Annotated in this window: 20 protein-coding genes; 12 read left to right on the top strand and 8 right to left on the bottom strand. The window is 66.5% G+C overall.

Features of this window, described 5'->3' with window-relative positions:
• Positions 1 to 110: 110 nt before the first annotated feature.
• Both NCW75_14090 and NCW75_14095 read right to left on the bottom strand, forming a co-directional pair.
• Positions 111 to 1,016, bottom strand: a complete 906-nt coding sequence (locus NCW75_14090; protein ID UYV12416.1) for a hypothetical protein — start codon at positions 1,014 to 1,016, stop codon at positions 111 to 113.
• A 77-nt stretch (positions 1,017 to 1,093) separates the two neighbouring features.
• Complete coding sequence (locus NCW75_14095; protein ID UYV12417.1) at positions 1,094 to 1,999, bottom strand: tRNA pseudouridine synthase A; 906 nt, start codon at positions 1,997 to 1,999, stop codon at positions 1,094 to 1,096.
• 153 nt (positions 2,000 to 2,152) lie between these two features.
• On the opposite strand from NCW75_14095, the gene NCW75_14100 reads away from it, so the two are divergent.
• Positions 2,153 to 2,614: a hypothetical protein gene (locus tag NCW75_14100; GenBank protein ID UYV12418.1), complete on the top strand. Its 462-nt coding sequence runs from the start codon at positions 2,153 to 2,155 to the stop codon at positions 2,612 to 2,614.
• Between the two features lie 155 nt (positions 2,615 to 2,769).
• Positions 2,770 to 3,660, top strand: coding sequence for a hypothetical protein (locus NCW75_14105; protein ID UYV12419.1), 891 nt, complete (start codon positions 2,770 to 2,772; stop codon positions 3,658 to 3,660).
• Positions 3,661 to 3,740: 80 nt separating this feature from the next.
• Here the strand turns inward: NCW75_14105 and NCW75_14110 are convergent, their stop codons facing one another.
• Both NCW75_14110 and NCW75_14115 read right to left on the bottom strand, forming a co-directional pair.
• A complete protein-coding gene (locus NCW75_14110) occupies positions 3,741 to 4,778 on the bottom strand; it encodes a hypothetical protein (GenBank protein ID UYV12420.1) in 1,038 nt (345 codons plus the stop codon).
• Positions 4,775 to 5,623, bottom strand: a complete 849-nt coding sequence (locus tag NCW75_14115; GenBank protein ID UYV12421.1) for a phenylalanine 4-monooxygenase — start codon at positions 5,621 to 5,623, stop codon at positions 4,775 to 4,777. The genes NCW75_14110 and NCW75_14115 overlap by 4 nt, the downstream gene beginning before the upstream one ends.
• A gap of 297 nt (positions 5,624 to 5,920) precedes the next feature.
• On the opposite strand from NCW75_14115, the gene NCW75_14120 reads away from it, so the two are divergent.
• A complete protein-coding gene (locus NCW75_14120; protein ID UYV12422.1) occupies positions 5,921 to 7,354 on the top strand; it encodes a TlpA family protein disulfide reductase in 1,434 nt (477 codons plus the stop codon).
• A 78-nt stretch (positions 7,355 to 7,432) separates the two neighbouring features.
• Here NCW75_14120 and ppdK read toward each other — a convergent pair whose 3' ends face one another.
• Entirely contained in the window at positions 7,433 to 10,183 is a 2,751-nt protein-coding gene (gene ppdK, locus NCW75_14125; GenBank protein UYV12423.1) for a pyruvate, phosphate dikinase, read from the bottom strand.
• A 640-nt stretch (positions 10,184 to 10,823) separates the two neighbouring features.
• Between ppdK and NCW75_14130 the strand changes: the two genes are divergently transcribed.
• Positions 10,824 to 11,594 (top strand): chorismate-binding protein, encoded by a 771-nt coding sequence (locus NCW75_14130; protein UYV12424.1) that lies wholly within the window; start codon positions 10,824 to 10,826, stop codon positions 11,592 to 11,594.
• Entirely contained in the window at positions 11,594 to 12,085 is a 492-nt protein-coding gene (locus NCW75_14135; protein UYV12425.1) for an NUDIX domain-containing protein, read from the top strand. The genes NCW75_14130 and NCW75_14135 overlap by 1 nt, the downstream gene beginning before the upstream one ends.
• Here the strand turns inward: NCW75_14135 and NCW75_14140 are convergent.
• Complete coding sequence (locus NCW75_14140; protein ID UYV12426.1) at positions 12,033 to 13,160, bottom strand: glycosyltransferase; 1,128 nt, start codon at positions 13,158 to 13,160, stop codon at positions 12,033 to 12,035. The two genes, NCW75_14135 and NCW75_14140, sit on opposite strands and share 53 nt — an antisense overlap.
• Positions 13,157 to 14,800 carry an adenylyltransferase/cytidyltransferase family protein gene (locus NCW75_14145; protein ID UYV12427.1) on the bottom strand — a complete coding sequence of 548 codons (1,644 nt, stop codon included), beginning with the start codon at positions 14,798 to 14,800 and terminating at the stop codon, positions 13,157 to 13,159. Before NCW75_14145 ends, NCW75_14140 begins: the two co-directional genes overlap by 4 nt.
• A gap of 147 nt (positions 14,801 to 14,947) precedes the next feature.
• Here NCW75_14145 and NCW75_14150 point away from each other — a divergent pair, with 147 nt between their 5' ends.
• The 6 genes from NCW75_14150 (at position 14,948) to NCW75_14175 (ending at position 22,431) form a co-directional block, all read left to right on the top strand.
• Positions 14,948 to 16,327, top strand: coding sequence for a glycosyltransferase (locus tag NCW75_14150; protein UYV12428.1), 1,380 nt, complete (start codon positions 14,948 to 14,950; stop codon positions 16,325 to 16,327).
• Positions 16,328 to 16,449: 122 nt separating this feature from the next.
• Positions 16,450 to 16,788: a PilZ domain-containing protein gene (locus tag NCW75_14155; GenBank protein ID UYV12429.1), complete on the top strand. Its 339-nt coding sequence runs from the start codon at positions 16,450 to 16,452 to the stop codon at positions 16,786 to 16,788.
• Between the two features lie 200 nt (positions 16,789 to 16,988).
• Entirely contained in the window at positions 16,989 to 18,164 is a 1,176-nt protein-coding gene (locus tag NCW75_14160; GenBank protein UYV12430.1) for a CPBP family intramembrane metalloprotease, read from the top strand.
• A 126-nt stretch (positions 18,165 to 18,290) separates the two neighbouring features.
• Positions 18,291 to 20,744 carry a BamA/TamA family outer membrane protein gene (locus NCW75_14165; GenBank protein ID UYV12431.1) on the top strand — a complete coding sequence of 818 codons (2,454 nt, stop codon included), beginning with the start codon at positions 18,291 to 18,293 and terminating at the stop codon, positions 20,742 to 20,744.
• 27 nt (positions 20,745 to 20,771) lie between these two features.
• Positions 20,772 to 21,863 carry an aldo/keto reductase gene (locus NCW75_14170; GenBank protein UYV12432.1) on the top strand — a complete coding sequence of 364 codons (1,092 nt, stop codon included), beginning with the start codon at positions 20,772 to 20,774 and terminating at the stop codon, positions 21,861 to 21,863.
• Positions 21,850 to 22,431, top strand: coding sequence for a GNAT family N-acetyltransferase (locus tag NCW75_14175; GenBank protein UYV12433.1), 582 nt, complete (start codon positions 21,850 to 21,852; stop codon positions 22,429 to 22,431). The genes NCW75_14170 and NCW75_14175 overlap by 14 nt, the downstream gene beginning before the upstream one ends.
• Here the strand turns inward: NCW75_14175 and NCW75_14180 are convergent.
• Positions 22,428 to 23,762, bottom strand: a complete 1,335-nt coding sequence (locus NCW75_14180; GenBank protein UYV12434.1) for a dihydroorotase — start codon at positions 23,760 to 23,762, stop codon at positions 22,428 to 22,430. The genes NCW75_14175 and NCW75_14180 overlap by 4 nt on opposite strands.
• A 57-nt stretch (positions 23,763 to 23,819) precedes the next feature.
• Between NCW75_14180 and map the strand changes: the two genes are divergently transcribed.
• Entirely contained in the window at positions 23,820 to 24,668 is an 849-nt protein-coding gene (gene map, locus NCW75_14185; GenBank protein ID UYV12435.1) for a type I methionyl aminopeptidase, read from the top strand.
• Positions 24,669 to 24,684 lie beyond the last annotated feature (16 nt).

Consider the following 24,684-nt stretch of genomic DNA (forward strand, 5'->3'; position numbering starts at 1 on the left):
TGGCCTGAGTTGGCCCGGGCTTTGTCTTGCTCTGTCAACCTTCTATTCGTCGGGTGTTCGCCGCCGGTTTCATGGATTGGGGCGAATACCGATTCCGCGCGTTCTCGGGTCTAGCAGCCGGCGTCGAACTCGTTCTGGAAGGCCAGGAAGTCGAAGAGGGTTAGGATGCCGTCGCCATCGAGATCGGCCGCCAGATCGCCCGCGTCGAAGGCGTTCTGGAAGGCGAGGAAGTCGAAGAGGTCGAGCGTGCCATTGCCGTCGAAGTCGGCGATGCAGGGTGCCAGGCCCAGGCCCTGGGGGATGTCGGCGGTGACGGCCCGAAGGGTGGTCAGGCCGGAGACGATGTTGATCTCCCAGAGGCGGCGGCCATTCTCGGTCATGACCAGGTCGCCGTCGCGCTGGAAGGCGATGCTGCCCGGGGCACTGCCGACAATGGTGGTGCTCAGCGGGATGGTGGCGACCAGGGCGCCGGTGGAGGGGTTGATCTTGAGCAGCTCGGGGACGGAGCCCGGGCTGGCGCTGGTGATGCCGTAGAAGAAGCCGTCGCGGGTGTTGTAGTCGAGGCCGAAGAGGCGCGGGAGCCTCGAGCCGCCGAGCAGGCGGACATTGCCGGTCGACGAACTGACAGTGCCGAGGCGGCCGCCAAGGTCGGTGCCGTAGAGCACGCCGCCGGGGCCGATGGAGATGGATCCCCGCACGTCGCCGCCGATGTGGGTGGCCAGGCCGGTCGCGGGGTCGACGCGGCTGAGGCCCTCGTCGCCGGTGGGGGTGTTGTTGATGACGAAGATGAGGCCCGAGTCGGTGACGGCCATGCTGATGGGTGTGGTATAGCGGGCAGGATCGGGGTTGAGCGGGCCGATGGTGCGGATCGTCGCACCGGTGTCCGAATCGAAGATGTAGAGGCTGTCGACGCTGGCATCGACGGCGTACATGCGGTCGGCCCGGGCGGTGTTGGTCAGCATCGACACGCTGGTGGCGGCGACGGCGACGGCGGCGGCGAGGGTGAGGCGTTGCATCTGCGTTTCTCCTTGTGCTGCCGGGCGGGGTTTGCGACTGCCCGGCACTGTGGGAGAGCGGCAAGGAAATGCCCGAGTCACGCGGGATTTGTCGGAGAATCGCCGGAATTGTCGCCTGGGTACCTGATCCACTCGAGGCACAGGCCTGTGGGGGCGGCGGTGGGGCCGGCCTGGCGTCGATCGGCGCTGGCAAGGATGGCAGGCACGGCGCTCTGGGCAATCCGGCCGCGCCCCACTTCGTGCAGCGTGCCGGCGATGATGCGGACCATGTTGTAGAGGAAGCCGCTGCCGGTGACGGTGATGCGGACGCGGTGCTCGGCGGTTCGCTCGACGGCGAGGTCGTAGATCGTGCGCACGGTACTCTGGCGGTCGTGGTTGAGCTGGGTGAAGGCGGCGAAGTCGTGCTCGCCCACCAGGTGCTGGGCGGCGGCGTGCATGGCGGCGGCGTCGAGGGTGTGGTGGGTGTGCGTGACGAAGGCGCGATCGAAGAGCGGGCGCTGGTGGTGGTCGTGGAAGGTGTAGGTGTAGGCCTTGCGCTGGGCGTCGCCGATGGGGTTGAAGGCGTCGTGCGTGGGCTGGGCGTGGGTGAGGAGTACGTCTTGCGGCAGGCGGCCGTTGACGGCGCGGACGAGGGCGTCGAGGCCGCGCTCGACGGGCCAGCCGCCGCCGTGGCGGGCGGGGTCGCTGCCGTCCGAGCAGGTGAACGCGGCGGTCTGGCCCCTCGCGTGGACGCCGGCGTCGGTGCGGCTGGCGCCGGTCAGGATGATCGGCTCGCGGACGACCTGGCGGACGGCCTGCTCGGCCACGGCCTGCACGGTGCGGAGGGCGACGCGGCCGGGCGGGGCGGGTAATGAGGGGTCGGCGTGGTGGATGGCCGAGCCGGTGGCGACGGGCTCGCCGGGGACCGGAGCGGGTGGTTCCTGCTTCTGCCAGCCGCAGAAGGCGGTGCCGTCGTAGCGAAGAGTGAGGCGGTAGGTGGGCACGGGGTGGAGGGTACGGCGGTGACGGGGTAAATCCGCGGTGCAAATGGCCAGAGGGGGCCGCAATAGGCCGTGTGGCCTCACGTTCCACCGTGGGGGCCGGCCTCTGTGGGTCGACCGCGCCATCGGAGCGACTCGAAGAAAAGGAGCTTGAAGATGACCAGGAGTATCTCGATCATGGCGGCCGTGGTGGCCGTCCTTGTGTCGGCCGCCAGCACGTTCGGTCAGAGGAACCCGCCCGACCCCACGGACGTGGCCGCACGGTGCGTGGCGAGCATGGAGCAGGTGGCCGACCGCACGGTTGGAGCCATCGCGAGCACGACGGACGCCACGATTGATCGGATCGCCCGGCTCGACGCGGCGGGGGCGACCGACCGGGAGATCATCCGGGCCGGGCAGGCCGGGGCCGATCGCGTGCAGTTGATCGGCCGCTTCGGCGCGTCTCGCGTCGAGCGCATCGAGCGCCACTGCGTTCGGTTGCTGGTCCGCCTGAGTGCCGAGCGTGACCTGGTCATGCGTGTCCGCGGTGCTGGCGAGGGCTTCCGCACGGGCATCGGCGACGCCGTCCAGCGTGGCAGCATGGCGATCCGCCAGGCGGTGGCCGACGCGATCGGCTGATTCTTACCTCGGAGCCTCGAACACCGAGGGAGGGCACCCCGCGCCTGGGGAGGGCGGGGTGTTTTTTTATTGGACGGTTGAAGCGTAACGGGGTTGGCACCATTGGGTTTAGCCTGTATGTTTCATGTGGCGGGTAGCCCCATCAGGAGAGAGACATGATCAGGTTGAGCGGTGTTGTTGTTGCGTGTGTGGTGGCCGGTGCGTTGGGGCAGGATGGGACGATCATCGGAGGGAACCTGAACCCAAACCAGCTCGTGGAGATGAGCCGGACGAGCGGGAGCACGACGGCGCGGGCGCCCGTGGGCGTGCAGCCGCAGGGGCTGGCGTACGACGCGGGGCGGAACACGCTGTATGCTGTGGATGCTGGGTTCAACTCGGTGTACACGATCAACCCCGACACCGGCGCGACGGTGTTGCTGGCGGCGGTCACGGGCGCGAGCAACGCTAACGGGCTGGCCTATGACCCCGGGCGTGACGTGATCTACGTGAGCGACAACAACAACAATCGGCTGTATACCGTCGACCCGGTGACGGGCGCGTCGAGCATTGTCGGCGTGCTGACCGGTGCCAACGGCGTGGAGGGATTGGCGTACGACTGCGACAGCAACACGCTGTATGGCATCTCGGACCTTACCAGCCGGGTGATCGTCATCGACCCCGACACGGCAGGCGTGACGGAACTGCCGCTGGTGCTGCCGAGCGGCAACCTGCGCGGGCTGGCGTACGACCGGAGCGAGAACGCGCTGTACATCAGCATCTCGGTGAGCGGTAACTTCTTTCGCGTTGATCTCGATCCGTTGACGCTGACCGACCTGGGGCTCATCAACCCGTCGCGGGCTGTGCAGGGGTTGGCGGTGATCGAGACCTCGTGCGACACGTGCGCGGCCGACATCGACGGCGATGGTGAGCTGACGCTGTTCGACTTCCTGGCCTTCCAGAACCTGTTCAGTGCGGGCGATCTGGCGGCGGATTTTGATGGGGATGGCGAGCTAACGTTGTTTGATTTTCTGGCGTTTCAGAATGCGTTTGCGGCGGGGTGTGGGTGATGTACGCGACCTCTTCGCCCACAGCGCGTGGCACGAGCGGTTAGCCGTGCAGAAGCGGGTGGTGGTTCTCTCGCGTTACTCTACCACGACCCTTGAGAATAGGCTTTGAGAACTTCGGCCTTTGTCGGGAAATCTGATTCTATTGTTCCAAATTCATCTGAGAATCGACTTCGGAATGTGTTGGGTCTGCGCCAGCAATCAGTCCAGGCGCCATGATCTACAGGAGCGCGGAACAAACACCCCGTGCCATCAGGTTTGACATCTTTGTAAACTGCCAGTCTTAATGCTGACATAATATTTTGAATGGACATTGAAACGAGTTGGAGACGTTGAATTAACGCTCTCGGATCCCAAACAACAGAATCGTGGCGAACACGCTTGCAATGCTTAGGGCGACCATTAAATAGCTCAGTAGTGAGATAGGTTGTTCCATATTTGCCGCCGCTGATATGAGACGTGGCACTCTCATCTATGACCCCAAATGTTCTTTCGGGTGTTATTCTAAGAGTAAACCCTCCCGGTCGTACACGTACGCCGTGCTTAATACTGTTGTATTCGCGTTGTTGATGTTCGTCCATGAAGTCTGAGGAAACTCGTTGCCAAAAACTTGCAAATCCATCTGAAATTCTCGTTCGCTTGTCAGCATCCCATGCTTGACAATGGCTGTGAACCAGATTCGAGAGTTCGTTCCAGGTGAGTCTAGATTTGCCATCAGTTAACTGATTCTGTTTAGTAGTGAGTTTGAAGTACGCGGGGGTTGAATTTCTGACACAACTAACTACATGGCGCAGATCGCGAAGTGTATACTCGTTCAGCCAGAGGCCAACGCCGTGTGGGGCCTGTGTTGCTGCTCCAATAATCGCCATAAGTGATTCAATGGCATGCCCATATGTGCTGCGGATAGCCGTAGCACATTTGGATCTTTGGCCTTGATCTTCAGTATGTTCAAATTCGTCACAGAACAAAGCTGCAACAGAACTGAAATAGTCTACTTCGAAGGCGCGAAGGTAATTGAGATTGTCGTAGTCAGTGTTTGTTCCAAGTAGTACGAGTGGACGTTCGCCGACAACTATCGGAAGTCGCCAAGGGTTGTTGGACTCACTCAAGTCTTTGCTCATGCCGCACTCGTCTTCCTCGCATTCATCACCCGCTCCGCGTACTTGTTCATCGCGTCACGAAGCTGCTCGAAGCTCTCGAGCACGTACAGGATCGGCTGGTAGTGGTCGATCTCGAAGGGGGTGTCGCAGACGCGGTCCATGTCGAAGGGGCGGCGGTCGACGTGGGGGCTGCGCAGGGCGTGCTCGCTCTCGCCCAGGCTGCTGATCAGGCCGCTGCCGTAGAGCTTGGTCTGGCCCGCTTCCTTGATGAGGCCGAACTCGACGGTGAACCAGAAGAGGCGGCCCAGGCGCTCGATGTGGTAGGGGTCCTCGCAGTGCAGGGCGGCCTGGCCGTAGGTGCGCAGGAACTCGGCAAAGACCTTGTCGGCGTGCAGGGGCACGTGGCCGAAGATGTCGTGGAAGATGTCCGGCTCGGGCAGGTAGTGCAGCAGGTGGCGCGGGCGGATGGTGATGGTGGTGGGGAACTCGCCGCCCGCCAGGCAGGCGAAGAAGGCCTTGGCCGGCAGGTACCCCGGCACGGGTCGGCTCTGCCAGCCGGTGCGCTGGGCCAGATTGGCGTTGATGGCGGCGACCTCGGGCACGGCGTCGCTGGGCAGGCCGATGGCGCGCATGCCGTCGAGGAAGACGGTGGAGGCCTGCTGGTCGAGGGTCTTCATGCGTTCGCTGTAGAGGAGTCGCCAGACCTCGTGGTTTTCCTGGGTATAGCCCGCCATGTTCTGGGTGATGAAGAATTTCGAGGTATCGATGTCGGCCGAGGCCTGGAATGGGGCCTTGTCGGCGGCGGCCTGGGCGTTTCGCGCCTCGGTGCTGTCGATGACCGTGCTGCTCTCGAGATTGGCTTGCATGGGTTCTGGACCTCCGGCTGTATCTGGGTGCCAGAAGATGATACACGGGGTGTGTCGGGGGCTTGCATTGTCCGATAAGTATGGATGCCGGTATGACCCTTCGGGGGTTTGGGTTCGTTGTGCGGGCTGTCGGTAGGTAGGATTGGGGCCAGCCGATGGATGTTGGTGCTGGTTTGGCGGGAGCCGCCGGTGCGGCGCATCGCTGGGTGGTGGTGGGGCGGCCCGCCCGACGAGGCCCCGAATGGGGAGGGCCCCGGGCGATGGGCTTGATGTTGATGACTTGAAGGAGGCATGAGGATGCTCGGTCGAAGAGGTCAGTTTGTCCCGGCTGGTGGCTGGGTTTTGGGTACGGCCGGCGTCGTGTCGGCGATGGTGTGCATGGTCTCGCCGGCGTACGCCCAGGAGGGCGAGATCGCGCGGACCCGGCTGGAGGAGTGCCGCGAGGCGATCAAGGAGCTGAAGACGCTGCAGTACGTCGGCTCGGTCGACGCCGAGGGCGGCCTGTTCGGCACCATCGAGAAGCTCGACAGCAAGGTGTGGATGGAGCGCGTGGGCGAGGGTGAGGCTTCCGAGTGGAACCACCGCCGCCAGGGCGAGGTCGTGGTGCGCGACCCGACGTCGGAAGGCAACATGACGGTTGAGTTCAACGTGATCCGCAAGGGTCCGAACATCACCTACACCGCGCACGACCTGCGCACGGTGTACGAGCGGTACCACCGGGCGGCGCGGCACAAGAGCGTGACCGTCGCGCAGACGGGGTGGATCGCCGAGTTTGCCGACGACACCCCCTTCGAGCGCGAGCTGACACTGCCCGAGGTGAAGCTGAGCCTCGAGATTGGTGGCGATAAGGTGGGCGACGACGTGTGCGACGTGGTTCAGGTTGCCTTCGGCGACCAGCGCCAGGTGGTCCGCTGGTCGATCAGCCAGGACACCGACCTGCCCCGTCGCAAGGAGACGCGTCTGGCCGACAATCGGCAGACGTTCACGATCACGAACATCGCGGTGAACAAGGACCTGCCCGAGGACATCTTCAGCCCCGAGCGGCCCGAGGGGTACGCGTTCAACACGACCGTGCGCACGGGTCGTGATCGTCCCGCCGCGCAGAATCCTCGCGCACCGGTGTATCCGTCGGCCAAGCCGTTCGAGGTGACCATCGCCGAGGGCCCGGGCAAGGGCGAGACGGTGAGCCTGGAGAGCCTGCAAGGCAACGTGGTGGTGCTGGACTTCTGGACCGGTTGGTCCGGGACGTCGAAGGACTCGCGTGGTGACATCCAGGCGATCGCCGCCCAGTTCGAGGATGAGCCCGTGGAGGTGCTGAGCATGACCTGGCGCGAGCGCAATCGCGTGCAGGCTGGCATCGACGCGTGGAAGGCCAGCAACGCGACTTACCCGCTGGCGACCGGTGCCGACGCGGTCGCGATCGAGTACGCGGTGAGCAGCTTCCCGACGGTGTTCGTCGTGACCAAGGACGGCAAGCTGGTGTTCTCGCTGACCGAGTACAACGAGGACACGTTCCGCACGAGCATCACCGAGGCCGTGCAGAAGGCGCTCGACGGCGGCTTCGATGCCCCTGCCACGATGCAGGGTAGCGAGGGTGGCAACCAGACCACGACCGAGGCCGGCGGTAACCAGACCGGTGGCAACGGCAACCAGGGTGGAAACGGCAACCAGGGCGGCAACGGTAACAAGCCCGCTGGCAACCAGGGTGGCAACGGCAACCAGCCGAAGTAATCACCGCTGATTCTGATCGATCAAGAACGCCCGCGGCCATCGAGGTCGCGGGCGTTCTTTGTTGTGCTGGTTGCCGGCTTACTTCTTTTTCTTGTCGTGCATCAACGCGGCCTGGGCGGCGGCCAGGCGGGCGATGGGCACGCGGAAGGGCGAGCAACTCACGTAGTCGAGGCCCGCGGCGTGGCAGAAGTGCACGCTGACGGGGTCGCCGCCATGCTCGCCGCAGACGCCGATCTTGAGCTGGTCGTTGACGCCCCGGCCCTTCTCGATGGCCATCTTGACCAGCTCACCCACGCCCTCGGCGTCGAGCTGTTGGAAGGGGTCGGCCGGGAGGATTTCCTGGCCCACGTACTCGGGCAGGAAGGTGGCCGAGTCGTCTCGCGAGTAGCCGAAGGTCATCTGGGTGAGGTCGTTGGTGCCGAAGCTGAAGAAGTCGGCGTGCTCGGCGATCTTGTCGGCGGTGATGGCGGCGCGGGGCACCTCGATCATAGTGCCGATCTTGATGTTGAGGGCGCTCTTGATGTCGTTCTCGGCGCGGACGTCGTGGATGGTCTGCTCGACGAGCTTGCGGAGGATGTGCAGCTCCTTGGCGACGCCCACCAGCGGGATCATTATCTCGGGCATGGCCTTGATCTTGTTGTGCTGGCAGTTGATCATCGCCTCGACGATGGCGCGGACCTGCATCACGAGGATCTCGGGATAGGTGACCGCCAGGCGGCAGCCGCGGTGGCCGAGCATGGGGTTGCTCTCGTGGAGCTGGGTGACGCGCTGCTCGATCTTCTTGGCGGGCACGCCCAGCGTCTTGGCCAGGTCCTTGATGGTGTCGCTCTCGTGCGGCAGGAATTCGTGCAGGGGCGGGTCCAGCAAGCGGATGGTGACGGGCAGGCCCTTCATGGCGGTGAAGATGCCGATGAAGTCGTCGCGCTGGTAGGGCAGCAGCTTGTCGAGGGCGGCCTTGCGGGCGTCCTCGGTGTCGGCCAGGATCATCTCGCGCATCGCCATGATGCGCTCGCCCTCGAAGAACATGTGCTCGGTGCGGCAGAGGCCGATGCCCTGGGCACCGAAGTCTCGGGCGCGGCGTGAGTCTTCGGGGGTGTCGGCGTTGGTGCGCACCAGCAGGGTGCGGTACTTGTCGGCCCAGCGCATGATCTTGGCGAAGTCGCCGCTCAGCTTGGGCTCGACGGTGGGGATGGCGCCGGTCATGATCTCGCCGGTCGAGCCATCGATGGAGATGGTGTCGGTGCGCTTGAAGGTCTTGCTACCGATCGTGAAGGTGCCCTTCTTGGCATCGATATGGACGTCTCCTGCGCCGGCGACGCAGCACTTGCCCCAGCCGCGAGCGACGACCGCCGCGTGGCTGGTCATGCCGCCGGTGCTGGTGAGGATGCCCACGGCCGAGTGCATGCCATCGACGTCCTCGGGGCTGGTCTCTTTGCGTACGAGGATGACGTGCTCGCCGGCGTGGGTGCGCTCGACGGCTTCCTCGGCGGTGAAGGCAGGCTTGCCGACCGCCGCGCCGGGCGAGGCGGGCAGGCCGCGCGTGAGCACCGAACCCTTGGGCTTGGCACCCTCGTCGAAGCTGGGCAGCAGGAGCTGGATGAGGTCGGCCGCGGGGATGCGGAGGATCGCTTCCTCTTCGGTGATCAGGCGCTCACGGACCATATCGCAGGCGATGCGGACTGCGGCGGCGCCGGTGCGCTTGCCGGTACGCGTCTGGAGCATGAACAGCTTGTTCCGCTCGATGGTGAACTCGATGTCCTGCATGTCCTGGTAGTGTTCTTCGAGCGTGCCCTTGATCTTGATGAGCTGGTCGTAGACCTTGCTGTTCCACTTGGGCATCTCGTCGACGGGCTGGGGGGTGCGGATGCCCGCGACCACGTCCTCGCCCTGGGCGTTGATGAGGAACTCGCCGTAGAACTTGTTCTCGCCCGTGCTGGGGTTGCGCGTGAAGGCCACGCCCGTGCCCGAGTCCTCACCCATGTTGCCGTAGACCATGGCTTGGATGTTGACCGCCGTGCCCGTGAGCCCGGTGATACCGCTCAGGCGGCGATAGCTGATGGCGCGGTCGGCGTTCCAGCTCTTGAAGACGGCCTCGATGGCCAGCTCGAGCTGCTTGCTCGGGTTCTGGGGGAACTCGTCGCCGACCGACTTGCGGTAGACGGTCTTGTAGGCCTCGGCCAGCTCGACGATGCCGTGCTCGGGCACGTCGTTGTCGGTCTTGGCCTCGTACTTGAGCTTGATCTTGTCGAAGGCCTTCTCGAAAACTTCATGGCCGACGCCCATGACGACGTCGCCGAACATGTTGATGAGGCGGCGGTAGGCGTCGTAGGCGAAGCGGCGGTTGCCGGTGGTGTTGGCCAGGCCCTCGACGGCCTCGTCGTTCAGGCCCAGGTTGAGGATGGTGTCCATCATGCCCGGCATGCTGACGGCGGCGCCCGAGCGGACCGAGACGAGCAGGGGGTTGTCCTTGCTGCCGAACTCGCGGCCCATCTCCTTGGCGACCAGGGACATGTTCTGGTGGACCTCGTTCATGAGGCCGTGGGGCAGGCGCTTGCCGCCCTCGTAGTACTTGGCGCAGGTCTCGGTGGTGATGGTGAAGCCGGGGGGGACCGGGAGGCCAATGGAGGTCATCTCCGAGAGGTTGGCTCCCTTGCCGCCGACGAGGGCCTTCATGTCGCTGGTGGCCTCGGCCTTTGTTTTGCCGAAGTAGTACACCATCTTGGCGTCTCGTGGCCTGCCGCCTACGTTCGGCCTGGTCTTCTTGACCGTGGGGGCCTTCTTGGTGGTCTTGGCGGCGTGACGCTTGGAAGTCTTTGCGGGTGGTGCCATCGGCGGCGCGTCCTCTACTCGGCTTTTGGTTGGATACTCGCCAGTCCCCATCGCACGATGCGGGCCTGCCTAGCGTGAAGGTTCGCCGCTGGTCAGCCGGGCGGCAGGTTTTCGATCGCTTGGAAGTGAATCTTAGAGGACGTATTTGCTCGTGACGACCGCACCCAGCGAATCTGCCGACACGGAGCCGACAGGCGAGGCCGGGCCAGATGGTCCGATAGCCGCGATCGTGCGGGGTGGTCGGGTTTCGGTCCATTCCTGCGATGGGTGGCAGGAAGTTACATCGGGATCGCTGACGCCTCGGGGCAAGGGGGCGTTCGTGGGGTTTGTTTCGTACGAGATCGGGCATGCGTTGGAGCCAACGAGCACGGCGGAGCGGCCGGGTGGGATGCCCGCGGGAGCGCGGCCCGATCGTGCTTGGGGGCTTGGGGGGTGGATGGGACTCGGGGCGCGTGTTGATCGAACGAGCCCCGCGCGCGAGCGAGGGGAATGGGCGTGTTTGGACACGAAGTCCTCTCGCTCGCGCGAGGGGCTCGTTCAAGAGCCGGGGTATGGGTTGGGTGTGATGCGGAGTGTGTGGGGGTGTGAGCGGTACACGCGAGCCGTGGCTCGCGCGGTGGAGTTGATCCACGCTGGGGATATGTATCAGGTGAACCTGGCGCACGCGCTGGTGGGCCGGTTCGAGGGTTGCCCGCGGGCGTTGTTTGTCGATCTTGCACGGGCGTCGTCGCCGGCGATGGGGTGTTATCTTGAGCTGCCGGTGCTGCCCGATGGCCGGCGGCGCGCGGTGCTGAGCTTGAGTCCTGAGCTGCTGGTTCGGTACGACGCCACGACGCGGACGCTGACGAGCGAGCCGATGAAGGGCACGCGTCCGGGGACTGAACTCGGCTTGCACGAGCTGCGCGATGCTGAGAAGGACAAGGCCGAGCTGGCGATGATCGTTGACCTCATGCGCAACGATGTTGGGCGCGTGAGCGCCATTGGTACCGTGCGCGTTGAGGAGTCGCGGATGCTCGTGCATCATGGGCCGGCCGAGGGCGGCGTGTGGCAGGCGAGCGCCCGGGTGAGCGGGCGGCTGCGTGATGGGCTCACCCTCGACGACGCGCTGCGGGCGTTGCTGCCGGCGGGGTCGATCACGGGCGCGCCGAAGGTGCGGGCGATGCAGGTGATCCACGAGATGGAGCCGACGCCGCGCGGGCCGTATTGCGGGGCGATCGGTGTGATCGGTGAGGGGGGCAACGCCGAACTCGCCGTTGGCATCCGCACGGCCGTCATCGTGGGCGACGAGATCCGCTACTCGGTGGGTGCGGGCATCGTGGCCGAGAGCGATCCCGAGATGGAGTGGGCCGAGACGCTGGCCAAGGCCGGGCCGCTGCGGGCGGTTGGCGCGGTGATCGAGGACGATGGGTAGTGCCTGATATTCGTGCTGATCTGGTGGACGTGTACGTCATGCGCGAGCGTGATGGGGCTGTGGAGTTCTTGCAACTGCGTCGAACAGCCGAGCCCATGGCGGGCACGTGGCAGCCGGTAATGGGGCACGTCGAGGCGGGTGAGAGCGCGGTGCAGGCCGCGGTGCGTGAATTGGGTGAAGAGGTGGGCTTGCGTGGCGGCGATCCGGCGTGGCTTGGGTTCTGGCAGCTCGAGGAGGTGCATCCGTATTTCGTTGCGGCGATGGACGCGGTGGTGCTCTCGCCGAGGTTTGCGGTGCTGGCGGACGAGTTGTGGGAGCCGGACTTATCTGGAGATGATGCGCACAATGCGCATCGGTGGATTGATGCCGGCGGCGTGCGCGAGGCGTTCATGTGGCCCGGGCAGTGCCGGGCGTGCGACGAGGCGGCGGGGCTGCTGGCTACGCGCGGATCTTCTCTCGAGCGGGCGCTCCGGCTGCGGCCGGGTGGATAGCAGCGTCGAGCAGTCGCGGCGCTTCGGTCCATGGCGCGAGGGCCCGGTCGCCCTCCCCCGCGGCTCTCAACTCGGCCAGCGCGTCGAGCATCGGGCCCGGTGAGAGGGTGCCGATGACCAGGCGTTCGGCTTCGTTGGCGTCGACGAGTGTGATGCCGGCCTCGGCGAGCGCCCGGCGCACGGCCCAGGCGTGCTTGCCCTCGTGGACGAGGCAGGCCGTCTCGAATCGGGCGTGTTGGACGGCTCCGCGAGCGTGGTGGAGGCCGGTGAAGCGTTCGTAGTGAACATCACTGAGGGGCTCGCGTTTCAGGGTGTGGCGGAGCGTGCGCAGCTCGCTTAGGCCCTGGCGGAAGCCCTCGGTCGCGTTTTCTTTCTTGGCGATCCACGCGCAGCGACGGATGTGGTCGCGGCGGAGGAAGCTCCGGTCGTGCGCGGGCGTGGTGCGCTCGACGATCATGCCCTGGTTGCGTGTCAGCAGCCGGAGCATGCGGTTGAGGTCGCGGTTGGTCGGGGTCTTGTGGTGCAAGACGCGGAAATATGGGTTTGACTCGATACGCCAGCCGGCCGCGATAATGCGGGCGCACAGATCGGGCTCCTCGGCGGCGAAGAAGAAGCTGGGGTCGTAGCCGCCGGCGTCGAGGTAGGCTTGCTTGCGAATAGCCGCGCCGCAGCCGACGAGGACTTCCGGCAGCCCGCCGCGCTCGCGCGAGCCGTCGGGCAGGGTGATGTCGGCCATGACGACGGCGGTGTCTTCGTGCGTTGTGGCAAGCACATCCAGGTGGCCCGGGTCTCTGGGGGCGCTGTCGTCGTCGAGCATGACCAGCCAATCGTGCTCGGCTTCTTGGGCGGCATGGTTGCGCGCGGCAGCGCCGATGTTCTCGGGCAATCGAACAACACGCACGGGGATGGTGGTTTCGGGCAGGCACTCGAGCACGGGCGTGTCGGATCCGTTGTCGGCGATGACGAACTCGACGGGCTCGGGGCGATCGCGGTGCAGCGCATCGAGCGTGCGGATGGTGGCGGCCAGTTCGGCCGGGCGGTTGCGCGTGCAGGTAATGTAGCTGACGGGGGTCACGACGCGGCCTTGGCCGTGGGCGCCGCGGGCTCGCGGTACACGAGGTGTGCCCGGTGCAGGCGAGCGAGTGCGCCGGCGAGGTCCCCGTGGGGCACGGTCGCGTACCCGGGGCGCGAGACGGCGCTCGCTTCGGCGCAGGCGCCGAAGAGGGCCGCGATGGTTGGCGCGTGGGATTGATCGCGGCCCGAGGCCCGGACGCCAAGCAACGCGAGCGTGGCGGCGGCCAGCAGGGCCGCGTCGGCGCCGGCGGTGTCGAGTGCCAGCGGTGCGAGGCTGGGCACCGGTTGGGCCCGCACGCGCGCGGGCCAGCCGTCGCCGGTATCGATCGGCTCGGGTAGGCGGTCGAAGGCGAGCAGGCCCTCGGGCCCGAGCCCCACGATGGCCGCGGCGGCCTGGGCGGCGTCCATGGCCGACCACGCGGCGGCGGTCAGGCTGCCGCTGGGGTTGGCCACGGCGCGGCGGAGGTCTTGTTCGCCCAGGCACAGCATGTCGGCGTGGCGGATGGCCAGCGGGCTGGCGTTGCGCGCCTGGGCGCTGGCGGTGAGGACGCACGAGCGCTCGCGAAGAATCTCACTGATCGCGCGAGCGATCGGGCCGCCGAGCAGGCCCAGGCCCTGGTCGGCGATGCACACGGCGTCGAAGCTGCCTGCCAACTCGCGAACGCTCGAGGTGATGGCCGAGCGCAGGGTGGTGTCGGCGGCGATGGGCCGTGCGTGATCGACGGTCATCAGCTTCTGCGCACCGGCGATGTAGTGCTCGACAACCAGGGGCTCGGGCGTGGAAGGGAGGGACGCGAGTTCGACGCCGGCGTGGCGGAGGCGATCGGCGAGCCGCCCGCCGGCCTCACCGGCTGGCGGGCAGGTGAGCAGGGTTGGTGACAGGCCCATCGCCGCGAATTGCATGGCTACGCCCGCGGCCCCGGCGTCGAAGCGGCGCTCGCCGGCGGGGCGGAGGGTCATGACCGGCTCGCGTGCGCCGATCTGGGGCGATTGGCAGACGCGGTAGACCTCCTCGATGGCTTCGCCGACGACCAGCACGCTGCGGCCCTGGGCGGCGTCGAGCGTGGCGGTGAGATCCTCGGCGGCCATGCCCGGGCGGCGCAGGAGCTGGGCGAGTGCGCCGGTGGGCGCGTCCACGCCCGTGTCGCGGCCGCTCTCAAGGGCGGCGATGAGGGCCGAGGAGCTGAACACGATATCGCCCGAGGAGAACACCACGCGGCCGCCCGCGCCCTCGACGGCGGCGCGTTCGGCAGCGAAGCGGGGGTCGTTGTTCGATTCGTACTCGCGGCCCTTGACGTACACGTCGGGCTCGATGGCGTGCAGGATGCCCTCGGCGGTGGGCTCGTCGACGATGTGGACGGCGTCGACCATGTCGAGCGAGGCGAGGTTCTCGGCCCGTAGATCGTGTGGGATGAGCGGGCGGCCCGCGCCCTTGTTGATGCCCTTGTCGGCGGTGATGGTGACCAGCAGCACGTCGCCCTGGGCCCTGGCCCAGCGGAGGTGCCGTACGTGGCCGGGATGCACGATATCGAAGCAGCCGTGGCACTGGACCAGCCGGAGGCCGCGATCGCGCAAGTTCTGGCGCCAGGCCAGCAGGTCGCTGCGGCTACGGATGGCCGGATGGGAGGCGGTAGGGCTCACGCAAGGCTTATCGGCACCGCGGATGGGGGGAGTCAAGTGAAGGTCCGGGTAGATCTGACCGAATGTTGGGATGGAGCCGAATGGGCCGCTCGCTGGCTGCTTTTGGCGATTCGAGGCCGACCAGATCTGCAACGGGGAACCTCAGACATGGACCATATCTCAGACGCGCTCGTGTTGGTGCTCGACGAGGGATCGCCTTTGGTGCAACTCGACCGCAACGGCACGCTCGAGCAGCATCGTGCGCTGTGGACCGCCATGGGCCGCCAGTACGGGCGGATGGTCTTGGTTTCCCACGATCGGGGCGACGAGACGCACAAGGCGATCGAACTGGCCCAGAGCCTTGGTGCCGAGTGCGTGTGCGACGCCCAGGGCACCCAGGCCCACGAGCATCAGGATCGGGCGGCGGGCAAGGTGGCCGAGCTGCTCAAGGACTGCGAGACGGTGGTGGTGCAGGCGGTAGGGTTGATGGCCGCGCCGACGGCCCTGTCGGTGGCCAGCGCCCTGCGGCAGTCTGGCGTCAAGGCGGCGCTGCTGGCCGAGGGCGCCGATTTGTGGAGCCGTCAGTCGATCTGCGAGTTCGGGCCGACGTCGCGGGCGGCGCTCGAGGCGGCGTATCGCGAGCAGCTCGCGTGTACCTCGGCGCACGTCGTGCTGGCCGGGTGTGGGCCGGTGGCCGACGACCTAGTGTGGCGGTTCAACCTTCCGGCCGAGCGCGTGCGGGTGGTGCCCATGCCGGTGCTGGGAGACACGTGCTGCGTCCATGCCGAGCAGCGGGAAGACGATCTGATCCTGGCCTTTGGGCCCGCGACGAAGCGGGCTCGGTTGAACCTGGCTATCGACGCGGTGGCGTACCTGCGGAAGACCGACAACCCGAACGCCAAGCTTCGCATCCTGATGGCCGGGCCCGAGGCGCCCGCGCTCGAGGCGCAAGCCAGAGAGCTCGGCGTGCCCTTGGAGATCGTCGCCAGCCCGACGGCCGAAGAGGCCAAGCTGGCGTTGCACCGCTGCGCCCTGATGGTGTACACCGCCACGAGCGAGACCAACCCGCCGGCGGTGTTCGAGGCCATGGCCGTGGGCACGCCGCTGGTGCTGGCGGTCGATCCGCTGTGCGCGCTCGAGGTGGTCCACGGCGTGTCTGGACTGCGGATGCCGGCCGAGGCCGAGGCCCTGGCACGTGCGATCGGCGGGCTGCTCATGGATGCGCCGTGGCGTGACGCGCTGGGCAACGCGGCACGGGAGAGGGCCTACCTGGAGCACTCCAGCCCGGTGGTGGCCGAGGCGATGGCCAAGGCCCAGCACGCGGCCCTCGAAATTGCCAGCCGGGAGACCGAAGCGGCCAGCCCCACACTCATCCTGGCTGGTGAGGGCCTGGCCGAGCTTGCAGCCGAAGATGGTGCCAATGCGTGGGCGCGGGCCATTGGCGATTATCTGAGCCGCGTTGAGGGCGACCAGGCCGAGCACCTGGCAGCGATTACCCAGGCGCTGGCCGGGCTTGAGGGCCGCCAGCGGAAGGCACCGGCGGCATGATGCTGTTATCGGGCGGCAATTCCTGCTGTCCGGGCGGACATTATGTCGGTTTATGTCGGTTTTGACGATAACAAGGGTCTGGTTTTGGCATGGATGCCCGCCAGAGAATGGGGATGGTTCGCATGGACGAGCGACTTCAGAACGACATGGACCGCCGCCGCTTCCGCCGCTCGCCGGTGAATCGGACGGGCAAGGTCTACGTCCGCCGGGCCCTGCGGTACCTGCCGGTGCGGGCGGTGGACGTCTCGCTGGGCGGGCTGCTGCTGGAGATCAAGAGCGAGCGGCCGCTGATGATCGGCGAGCCGTTGGAGGTGGTCATCGGCGACGGCAGCAGCGCGGTGGTCGGCACCGACGACGTGGTCGAGGCGCGGATCGCGCACGTCCGCGTGGGTGACGACGGCACGCAGCACGTGGGCCTGGCCTTCGCGCACGAGGGTGCGATGGCGGCCGTCGCGGCCTGATTGGATCTGTTGAGGGATCACGAGCCCCTTGCGCGAGCGAGGGGTTATCGCGTTTCGTGCGTCCATTCCCCTCGCTCGCGCGAGGGGCTCGTTTCCAGAGTGCGTGGGATTTCCCAGTTGCCAACAATCTTTTTCCGCCGCGGGGCGCGTTGGCCGATGCCAAGGGCCGTACGCGATAGCCGCGTGCGTGCGGAGGGCCTGTGGCCTTGAGCAGCGTGGCTCTAGCCAAGACAAGTCGGTGGGCGATCTCGCCCCGGTTGGGGCTGGCGGCGGGCGCTATCGCGTTCCTGCTGGTGGCTGATGCCACCTTGGGCCAATCGCTCGGACAGGTCCAGAGCGGGCCGCCGATGGGCGAGGGCGTGAAGTCTCTCACCACCAGCGACTGGCTGGCGATCACGATCCGCATCGCCGCCCCCTTGGTGCTGGTGATCCTGTTCCTGGCCGACTTCATCCGGCCCGGCTCGTTCCAGCGTGCGGGCAGGCGCGACGTGGTGGCCTACCAGTGGCCCGTGTGGCTCTTCGGGGCGTTCGTGGTCGTGTCGGCCCAGATCTTCGGGGCCCAGGCCTTCGGGCACGTGACCCAGCTTTGGGAGTGGATGGCCGGCCAGGGCGGCCCGGTGCAATCCCTAGGGGAGAGCCCGACGCGCGACGAGGCGCTCACCCAGCTCGGCTCGGTGCTGTTCGGTGCCTTCGCGGGCGGCGTCATGGTGTACCTCCTCAACAAGCGTGAGCACGACGAGGGCATGCGATTCGGAGCCGGGGACATCCCGCTGGGGCTGTTGGCGGTGCTGATCGCCTTCCCGGTGGTGGTGTCGGCGGGCGAGGCCTCTCGGCTGCTGTTCGAGTACGCCAGCGGCGACGAGCAATCGACGGTGGCCCACGCCACGCTCGAGATGATCCGCCAGAACTCCGACGACCCGTGGACGTGGGTCATCATCTTCACGGCCATCTTCGGGGCGGCCATCATCGAGGAACTGATCTTCCGGGCCTTCGTGCAGACGGCCCTGCTGCGGATGATGGGCTCGGCCTGGCTGGCGGTGATCATCACCTCGATCGTGTTCGCCCTGATCCACCGCGTGGGCGACCAGGTGCCGTGGCACGCCATCCCGGCCCTGTTCGTGCTGGGGCTGGCCATCGGCGTGGCCTACGAGCGGTTCAAGGGTCTGGGCGTGCCCATCGCGATGCACGCGGGCTTTAACGCCATCAACATCGCCCTGGTGCTATGGCTTGCCGACCCGACGCCGCAGCCCACGCAATACGACGAGCAGGGCATGCCGATCACCGAGCAGGTGGAGCCGGGCGTCGCTGAGCCGGCCCCGCAGCAAGGCAGGCAACCGAGCCGCCCCGCCCAGCCCGGGTTCGAGGGCCAGCGGTAGGGCTTTGACCGGAGCACCCAGGATCGTCACCCGATTTGTTTGCGGCCGCCAACCCCGGTACTGTCCGGGGCTTTGGGTACGGCATGCACCGAGCGAGGTCGGAAGAACGGGCGTTGGGCCCGTGCTGTGGCTGTCGCTGCGCTGCTGGCGGCCGCCGGCGCGGCGTGCGCCCAGGCCCCGGCGGGCGGCCAGGAGGGGCTCGACGACATCACCGGCCCGGTTGCCGGCTACGCCGACCGTCTGGTCCGAGCGGTGGTGCTGCGCAAGCCGCTGGAGAACGGCATGTACGGCCAGCTCGACCCCACCCTGGAGACCATGGCCCGCCAGCAGGTCCGCACGGCACCGGGTTCGGCCCTCGACCCCCAGATTTTGTTGCAAGATCGCCGGACGCTCGACCGGCTGGGCCGCTTCCGGCGGATCGTGGTCGAGGCGGTTCCGCAGGACGACGGCTCGGTGGTCATCGTCTTCACGCTCGATCCGCAGCCGCTGGTGTACGTGGTGCAGCCGGTGGGCAACCGGGCGCTGAGCGACCAGAAGATCTCGGCGCTCACCGAGGTGCTGGTGCTCAACCCGGTCGATCCGGTGCAGATCCAGAACGTGGCGCAAGACATCGAGCGGGCGTACGCGATCGAGGGCTTCACCGAGGCGCAGGTGACCCCCGACCTGTCGGAGGTCGAAGAGACGGGCCAGCTCTTCCTGCGTGTGCGCGAGGGCAGCCGCCTGCGCGTCACGGGCATCCGCTTCGAGGGCAACGAGGTCTTCAGCAACCGCCAGCTCCGATCCCAGATCGAGCTGGGCACCTACAAGCCGATCTTCAACAAGGGACGCTTCGACGAGCAGAAGGCCGAAGAGGACGTGCTGGCCATCATCCAGTTCTACCGCGATCGGGGCTATGTCGACGTGCGCGCGGGCTGGCAGCGCATCGACGCGCCCAACAACCGCGAGGTCATCGTGGTGTACCACGTGGCCGAGGGCGAGCGGTACACGGTGCGCGACGTGCTGGTCGAGTACGCCGACGCGCGTGCGGACGGCGACTTCGTGCCCAGGCTGAGCCCCGAGCAGGTCCGCGGGCTGATGTCGATCAAGCCCGGTGATATTTATAACGCCGCGCTGATCAACACGGGCGTCGAAGACATCTACGCCGCACTGACGCGCATGGGCTACACGACCTGCCGGGTTGCCGTCGAGGACCTGACCGATGCGGATGACAACCTGGTCGACCTGCGCGTGCGCATCGATCAAGGGCCGGCCAGCAAGGTCGGATTAATCTCGGTGTTCGGCAACACGATCACGAAGATCCCGGTGATCCTGCGGTACACCGAGCTGGAGCCCGACACGCCGGCGGACATCCACGAGCGTCGCCCGGTCGAGGGGTCGGCCGGCGATCGGACGAAAGAGCAGCTCGTGCGGACGAGGTTCTTCGGGCCGCTGGGCTTCCCCGATGTCCAGATCGTGCTGCAGGACCCCGTGGGGTCGGGCAGCCACCGCGACGTGCTCATCAGCCTCCAGGAAGCGCGCACGGCCAATTTTGCCATCGGCGCGGCGCTCAGCAGCGACTCGGGGGTCATCGGCCAGCTCACCGTCAGCGAGGCCAACTTCGACATCACCGATTGGCCCGAGAGCTTCGAGGAGTTCATCAATCGGCGGGCGTTCCGCGGCGGCGGCCAGCAGGCGTCGATCAGCATCGAGCCGGGCAACATCAGCGAGAGCTACCGGCTGCGATTCAGGGACCCCTTCCTGCTCGAGAGCAACTACAGCCTCGATACCGGCGCGTACTACACGTCGTTCAGGTTCGACGACTACGACGAGTCTCGCGTGGGCGGCACGCTGGCCTTCGGGCGGGCGTTCGGCAGCCAGTGGCGCGCCAGCCTGTCGACGCGCTTCGAGCAGGTGCGCGTCAGCGGCATCGAGCCCGATCGCCCGGTCGATCTGTTCGAGTCTTCGGGGCAGACACTGCTGGATATCCAGGGCCTTACGTTCTCTCGCACGAGCTTCGACAAGCCCATCCTGCCCACGCGCGGGTCGGCGTTGCAACTGAGCGTCGAGCGGGCCGGCCTGCTGACCGACGACTGGGACTTCACCCGCTTGCGGGCCAGCGGTATCGTGTACGTGCCGATCCGCGAGGACTTCCTGGACCGGGCGACGGTGGCCAACTTCGCGGGCCGGGTGGGCTACATCCCCGATTCGCCCAGCGACGTGCCGATCTTCGAACGGATCAACACGGGCGGCGCGCGCTTCCGCGGGTTTGGCGTGCGTGGTGTCGGGCCGGTGGGCATCCGCAACGACACGGGCCTGCTGGGCGACGATCAGGTTGGCGGCACGTGGGAGCTCTTCTTCAGCGCCGAGATCCAGCAGCCCATCATCAACGAGAACTTCCGGTTGGTGTTCTTCAGCGATATGGGCACGATTACCAACTCGCCCGGCTTCGAGGACTGGCGCATCACGGCTGGGCTGGGGCTTCGCCTGACGGTGCCGGCCCTGACGCCGGTTCCCCTCGCCTTTGACTTCGGATTCCCCATCCGGAAGATGCCCACCGACGACACGCGTATCTTTACGTTTACGGTTGAGGTGCCGTTCTGAGGAGTGGCGATTGCCACAGGAGATGCCATGCCCCTGACCGACTACACCACCCTGGGCCGCAGCGGCCTGCGCGTCAGCCCGTTCTGTCTCGGAACAATGACCTTCGGCAAGGAGTGGGGCTGGGGCAGCGACGTGGAGACCTCCAACGAGGTCATCAAGACGTTTCTGGATGCCGGCGGCAACTTCCTGGACACGGCCAACATGTACACCAAGGGCCACAGCGAGGTGGTCATCGGGGACTACTTCGACAGCGGGCCGGGCAAGGGGAATCGCGATCGGGTTGTCATTGCGACGAAGTTCCTGGGCAACATGTACATGGGCGACCCCAATGGCGGGGGTGCTTCACGCAAAACCATCTACGAGAGCTGTGAGCAGAGCTTGCGGCGGCTGAAGACCGACTACATCGACCTGTATTGGATGCACTTCCACGACAAGCACACGCCCATCGACGAAACGATGCGGGCGTTGGACGATCTCGTGCGCGCGGGCAAGGTCCGCTACATCGGCTTCAGCGATACGCCCGCGTGGAAGGTGGTGCAGGCGCAGTACGAGGCGATCTTCCGGAGTTGGACGCCTCTGATCGCGTTGCAAATTGAGTACTCATTGCTGGAGCGCACGGTCGAGCACGACCTCATGCCGATGGCCCGCGAGATGGGGCTGGGGGTGACGCCGTGGAGCCCGATCAAGGGCGGCATCCTGAGTGGCAAGTACACGCGGGAGAACACGCCCAAGGAGGGTGAGGGCCGGTACAAGGAAGACAGCCGGTACCTTACGGAGCGCACGTTTAAGATCATCGACGCGCTCAAGGAGATTGGCGACGCGCACGGCGTGAGCGCGGCGCAGGTAGCCTTCAAGTGGGTGCAGGACCGCGAGGGCGTGGCCTCGACCATCATCGGTGCGCGAACCCTCGACCAGCTCAAGGACAACATGGCCGCCATCGACCTGGAACTGACCGAAGACGAGACCAAGACCCTCGACGAGCTGAGCGCGCCCGATCCGATCTTCCCCCACTCGTTCCTGGCCAACATCGACAACGCCATCCAGGGCGGGACGACCGTCAATGGCGTGCCCAGCGAAGCACCCCAGATGGCTCCGCAGAACGACGATGAGCGCTGGTAGGCCGACGCCCGACCTGCGCACCGAGCGGCTGCCCGTTCGCTTTCCCCACGTGGCCGACGCCGAGGGCATCGCGCGGTACTACACGAACAACAGCGAACACCTCGAAGAGTTCGGCCCCGCCCGCGATGAGGCGTTCTACACCGAGGCGTACTGGCAAGTGCGGATCGCGCAGATGCGTGATGAGTTCGATCGTGACGCGTCGGTGGGGTTCTTCGTGTATTTGAAGGACGAACCGAGCGAGGTCATCGGGCAGGCCAATGTCTTCAACATCGCGCGCAAGTCGTTCCAGTGCGGCACGCTGGGGTACTCGATTGCCAAGGCGCACGAGGGGCGTGGATACATGACCGAGGCGTGCCGGGCGGTGGTGTCGTACGCGTTCGAAACCATGAACCTGCATCGTGTGCAGGCCGGGCACCTGCCCGAGAACCTGGCGAGCGGCGCGGTGCTCCGCAAGCTGGGCTTCCTGCCCGAGGGCTACGCGCGAGACTTCCTGTACTTCCACGGCAGGTGGCGGGACCACGTGTTGCACGCCATCACCAACCCCGATTGGAAGGACACCGGCGTCTAGCCGAGCTCGTACGCGTACCGCGCCGGGCTGCCCCGATGCATCGGGTCGATGGTGCCCGCGTTGTAGACCGTTCGTCCACCGACGATGGTGCGAACCGCCTGGCCCTTCAGCCGCTCGCCGTGCCAGGGGCTCCAGCGGCTCTTGGTGAGTTGCTCGTTGTCATGCACGGTGTGCGTTTTGTTGATGTCCACCAGCGCCAGATCGGCGTCGTAGCCGGGCGTGATCGAGCCCTTGTTCACGATGCGCCACGTCTGGGCGGGCTTGACGCACATCCATCGCACGATCTGCTCGAGCGAGCACTTGCCTTCGTGCATCGCCGTGAGCATGAGGGCGAGCGAGTTCTCGACCGCTGGCAGGCCGCTGGGGCTCTTGGGGTAGGGCTGGCTCTTTTCTTCGAGCGTGTGGGGCGCATGGTCGGTGGCGACGACTTCTAAGACGCCATCACGCAGGCCCTGCCACATCGCGTCCACGTCGGCCCGCGTCTTGATCGAGGGGTTCATCTGGATGCGCGTGCCCAGGCGGTCGTAGTCGTCCACCGTGAACCACAGGTGGTGCGTGCAGGCTTCGCCGGTGATGATGCCCGGGTGGTCCTTGTGCGATTGGGCGATCAGCGGGATCTCGTCGGCGGTCGACACGTGCAGCACGTGGAAGCGGTGGTTGTGCCGCGTGGCCAGATCGATGGCCCGGGCCGTCGAGATGCGCGCGGCGGCGTGGTCGCGGATCTTGGAGTGGTCGTGGATGGTCTTCCCGCCATCGAGCCGCTCTGCATTTGCCCGAACCGTCGCTTCGTCCTCACAGTGCGCCGTCAGGGGCAGCCTCGTCTCGGCGAAGATGCGCTCCAGCGCCTCCTGCTGGTCGACCAGCAGGTCGCCCGTGCTCGAGCCGATGAAGATCTTGATACCCGGCGTGCGCGTGGCGGTCTTGAGGTCGTCGATGTTGTCGGGCGTGGCGCCGATGTAGAAGCCGTAGTTCACAACGCACTTGTCGGCGGCCAGGGCCAGCTTGTGGTCGACGCCGGCTTGCGTGATGGCGTTGGGGATCGTGTTTGGCATCTCCAGGAAGGTTGTGACGCCGCCCTTGGCGCAAGCGAGCGATGCCGTGTGCAGGTCCTCCTTGTGGGTCAGGCCCGGCTCGCGGAAGTGGACCTGGTCGTCGATGATGCCCGGCAGCAGGTGCAGGCCGGTGGCGTCGATGACCTCGCCCGCCTCGGCGGTGGGGGCGGGGTCGATGTCGAGGATGCGGCCCTCGCCCAGCAAGACCGAAGCGGGTCGCGTGCCGTCGGGCAGCACGCAGGTGGCGTTCTTGATCAAGACTCTGGGCGTGGCGGGCATGGGCGTTCCTTGGTAAATGCCGGAAATCGACCTAGGCTAGCAGCGAGGAACGCATCTATGGCACCCACCACGCGGCGCAAGAGCGCCCAACCGCCCATTACGCCCGCCCAGATCGAGCTAGCCGCCCAGGCCGCGCGCTGTGTTGTCGATACCCACGAGGCCATTGTGGGGTTTCTGAAGCACGGCCAGACACTCGCCGAGATCGACCGCTTCGTGGGCGAGACGCTGGCCAAGCTGGGCTGCAAGAGCTGCTTCAAGGGCTACCGCGCCGGCCGGCACCCGCCCTTCCCCGCCCACGCGTGCCTGAGCGTGAACGAGACGGTCGTCCACGGCCACCCGGGCAGCTATCAGGAACTGATGAAGGCGGGCGACGTGCTCAAGGTCGACATCGGCGTGAGCAAGCACGGCTGGATCGGCGACGCGGCCTACACCTACTCGTTCGGCGAGCCCGACGAGACGACACGCAAGCTGATGGACTGCGGCAAGGAGGCGTTGCGGCTGGGCATCGAGGCCATGCAGCCCGGGGCCGAGATGGTCGAGTGGGCCAGGGCCATCCAGCACCATGTCGAGAAGGAATGTAAGTTCCACATGGTGCGGGGCTTGGGCGGTCACGGCTATGGCCGCTCGCTGCACGCCCCGCCGTTTATCTCGAATGTCGTGCCCAAGGTGGCGGCCCTGGAGTGGCGCGAGGCCCACGACCCGTTCACGCCCGGCATGTTGCTGGCCGTCGAGCCCATGATCGCGGTGGGCACAGGGCGGATCACCCAGCACGGCAACGCCTGGCCGCTCGATATCGCCGATGGCAGCCAGAGCGTGCATTACGAGGCCGACATCCTGATCACCGAGGATGGGCCGCGGAATCTCACGGCCGGGCTCGAGAAGCTGCACGACGTTGTGACGCGATAATTTGTTGCAACGCCCC

The organism is Phycisphaera sp. (genome assembly GCA_025916675.1).
In the GTDB taxonomy this organism is placed as follows: Bacteria; Planctomycetota; Phycisphaerae; order Phycisphaerales; family UBA1924; genus JAHCJI01.

Coding starts and splice junctions, on each gene's coding strand:
- NCW75_14090 (UYV12416.1), bottom strand. CDS start 1,016: ATGCAACGCCTCACCCTCGCCGCCGCCGTCGCCGTCGCCGCCACCAGC.
- NCW75_14100 (UYV12418.1), top strand. CDS start 2,153: ATGACCAGGAGTATCTCGATCATGGCGGCCGTGGTGGCCGTCCTTGTG.
- NCW75_14105 (UYV12419.1), top strand. CDS start 2,770: ATGATCAGGTTGAGCGGTGTTGTTGTTGCGTGTGTGGTGGCCGGTGCG.
- NCW75_14110 (UYV12420.1), bottom strand. CDS start 4,778: ATGAGCAAAGACTTGAGTGAGTCCAACAACCCTTGGCGACTTCCGATA.
- NCW75_14115 (UYV12421.1), bottom strand. CDS start 5,623: ATGCAAGCCAATCTCGAGAGCAGCACGGTCATCGACAGCACCGAGGCG.
- NCW75_14120 (UYV12422.1), top strand. CDS start 5,921: ATGCTCGGTCGAAGAGGTCAGTTTGTCCCGGCTGGTGGCTGGGTTTTG.
- ppdK (UYV12423.1), bottom strand. CDS start 10,183: ATGGCACCACCCGCAAAGACTTCCAAGCGTCACGCCGCCAAGACCACC.
- NCW75_14130 (UYV12424.1), top strand. CDS start 10,824: ATGTATCAGGTGAACCTGGCGCACGCGCTGGTGGGCCGGTTCGAGGGT.
- NCW75_14150 (UYV12428.1), top strand. CDS start 14,948: ATGGACCATATCTCAGACGCGCTCGTGTTGGTGCTCGACGAGGGATCG.
- NCW75_14155 (UYV12429.1), top strand. CDS start 16,450: ATGGACGAGCGACTTCAGAACGACATGGACCGCCGCCGCTTCCGCCGC.
- NCW75_14170 (UYV12432.1), top strand. CDS start 20,772: ATGCCCCTGACCGACTACACCACCCTGGGCCGCAGCGGCCTGCGCGTC.
- NCW75_14175 (UYV12433.1), top strand. CDS start 21,850: ATGAGCGCTGGTAGGCCGACGCCCGACCTGCGCACCGAGCGGCTGCCC.
- NCW75_14180 (UYV12434.1), bottom strand. CDS start 23,762: ATGCCCGCCACGCCCAGAGTCTTGATCAAGAACGCCACCTGCGTGCTG.
- map (UYV12435.1), top strand. CDS start 23,820: ATGGCACCCACCACGCGGCGCAAGAGCGCCCAACCGCCCATTACGCCC.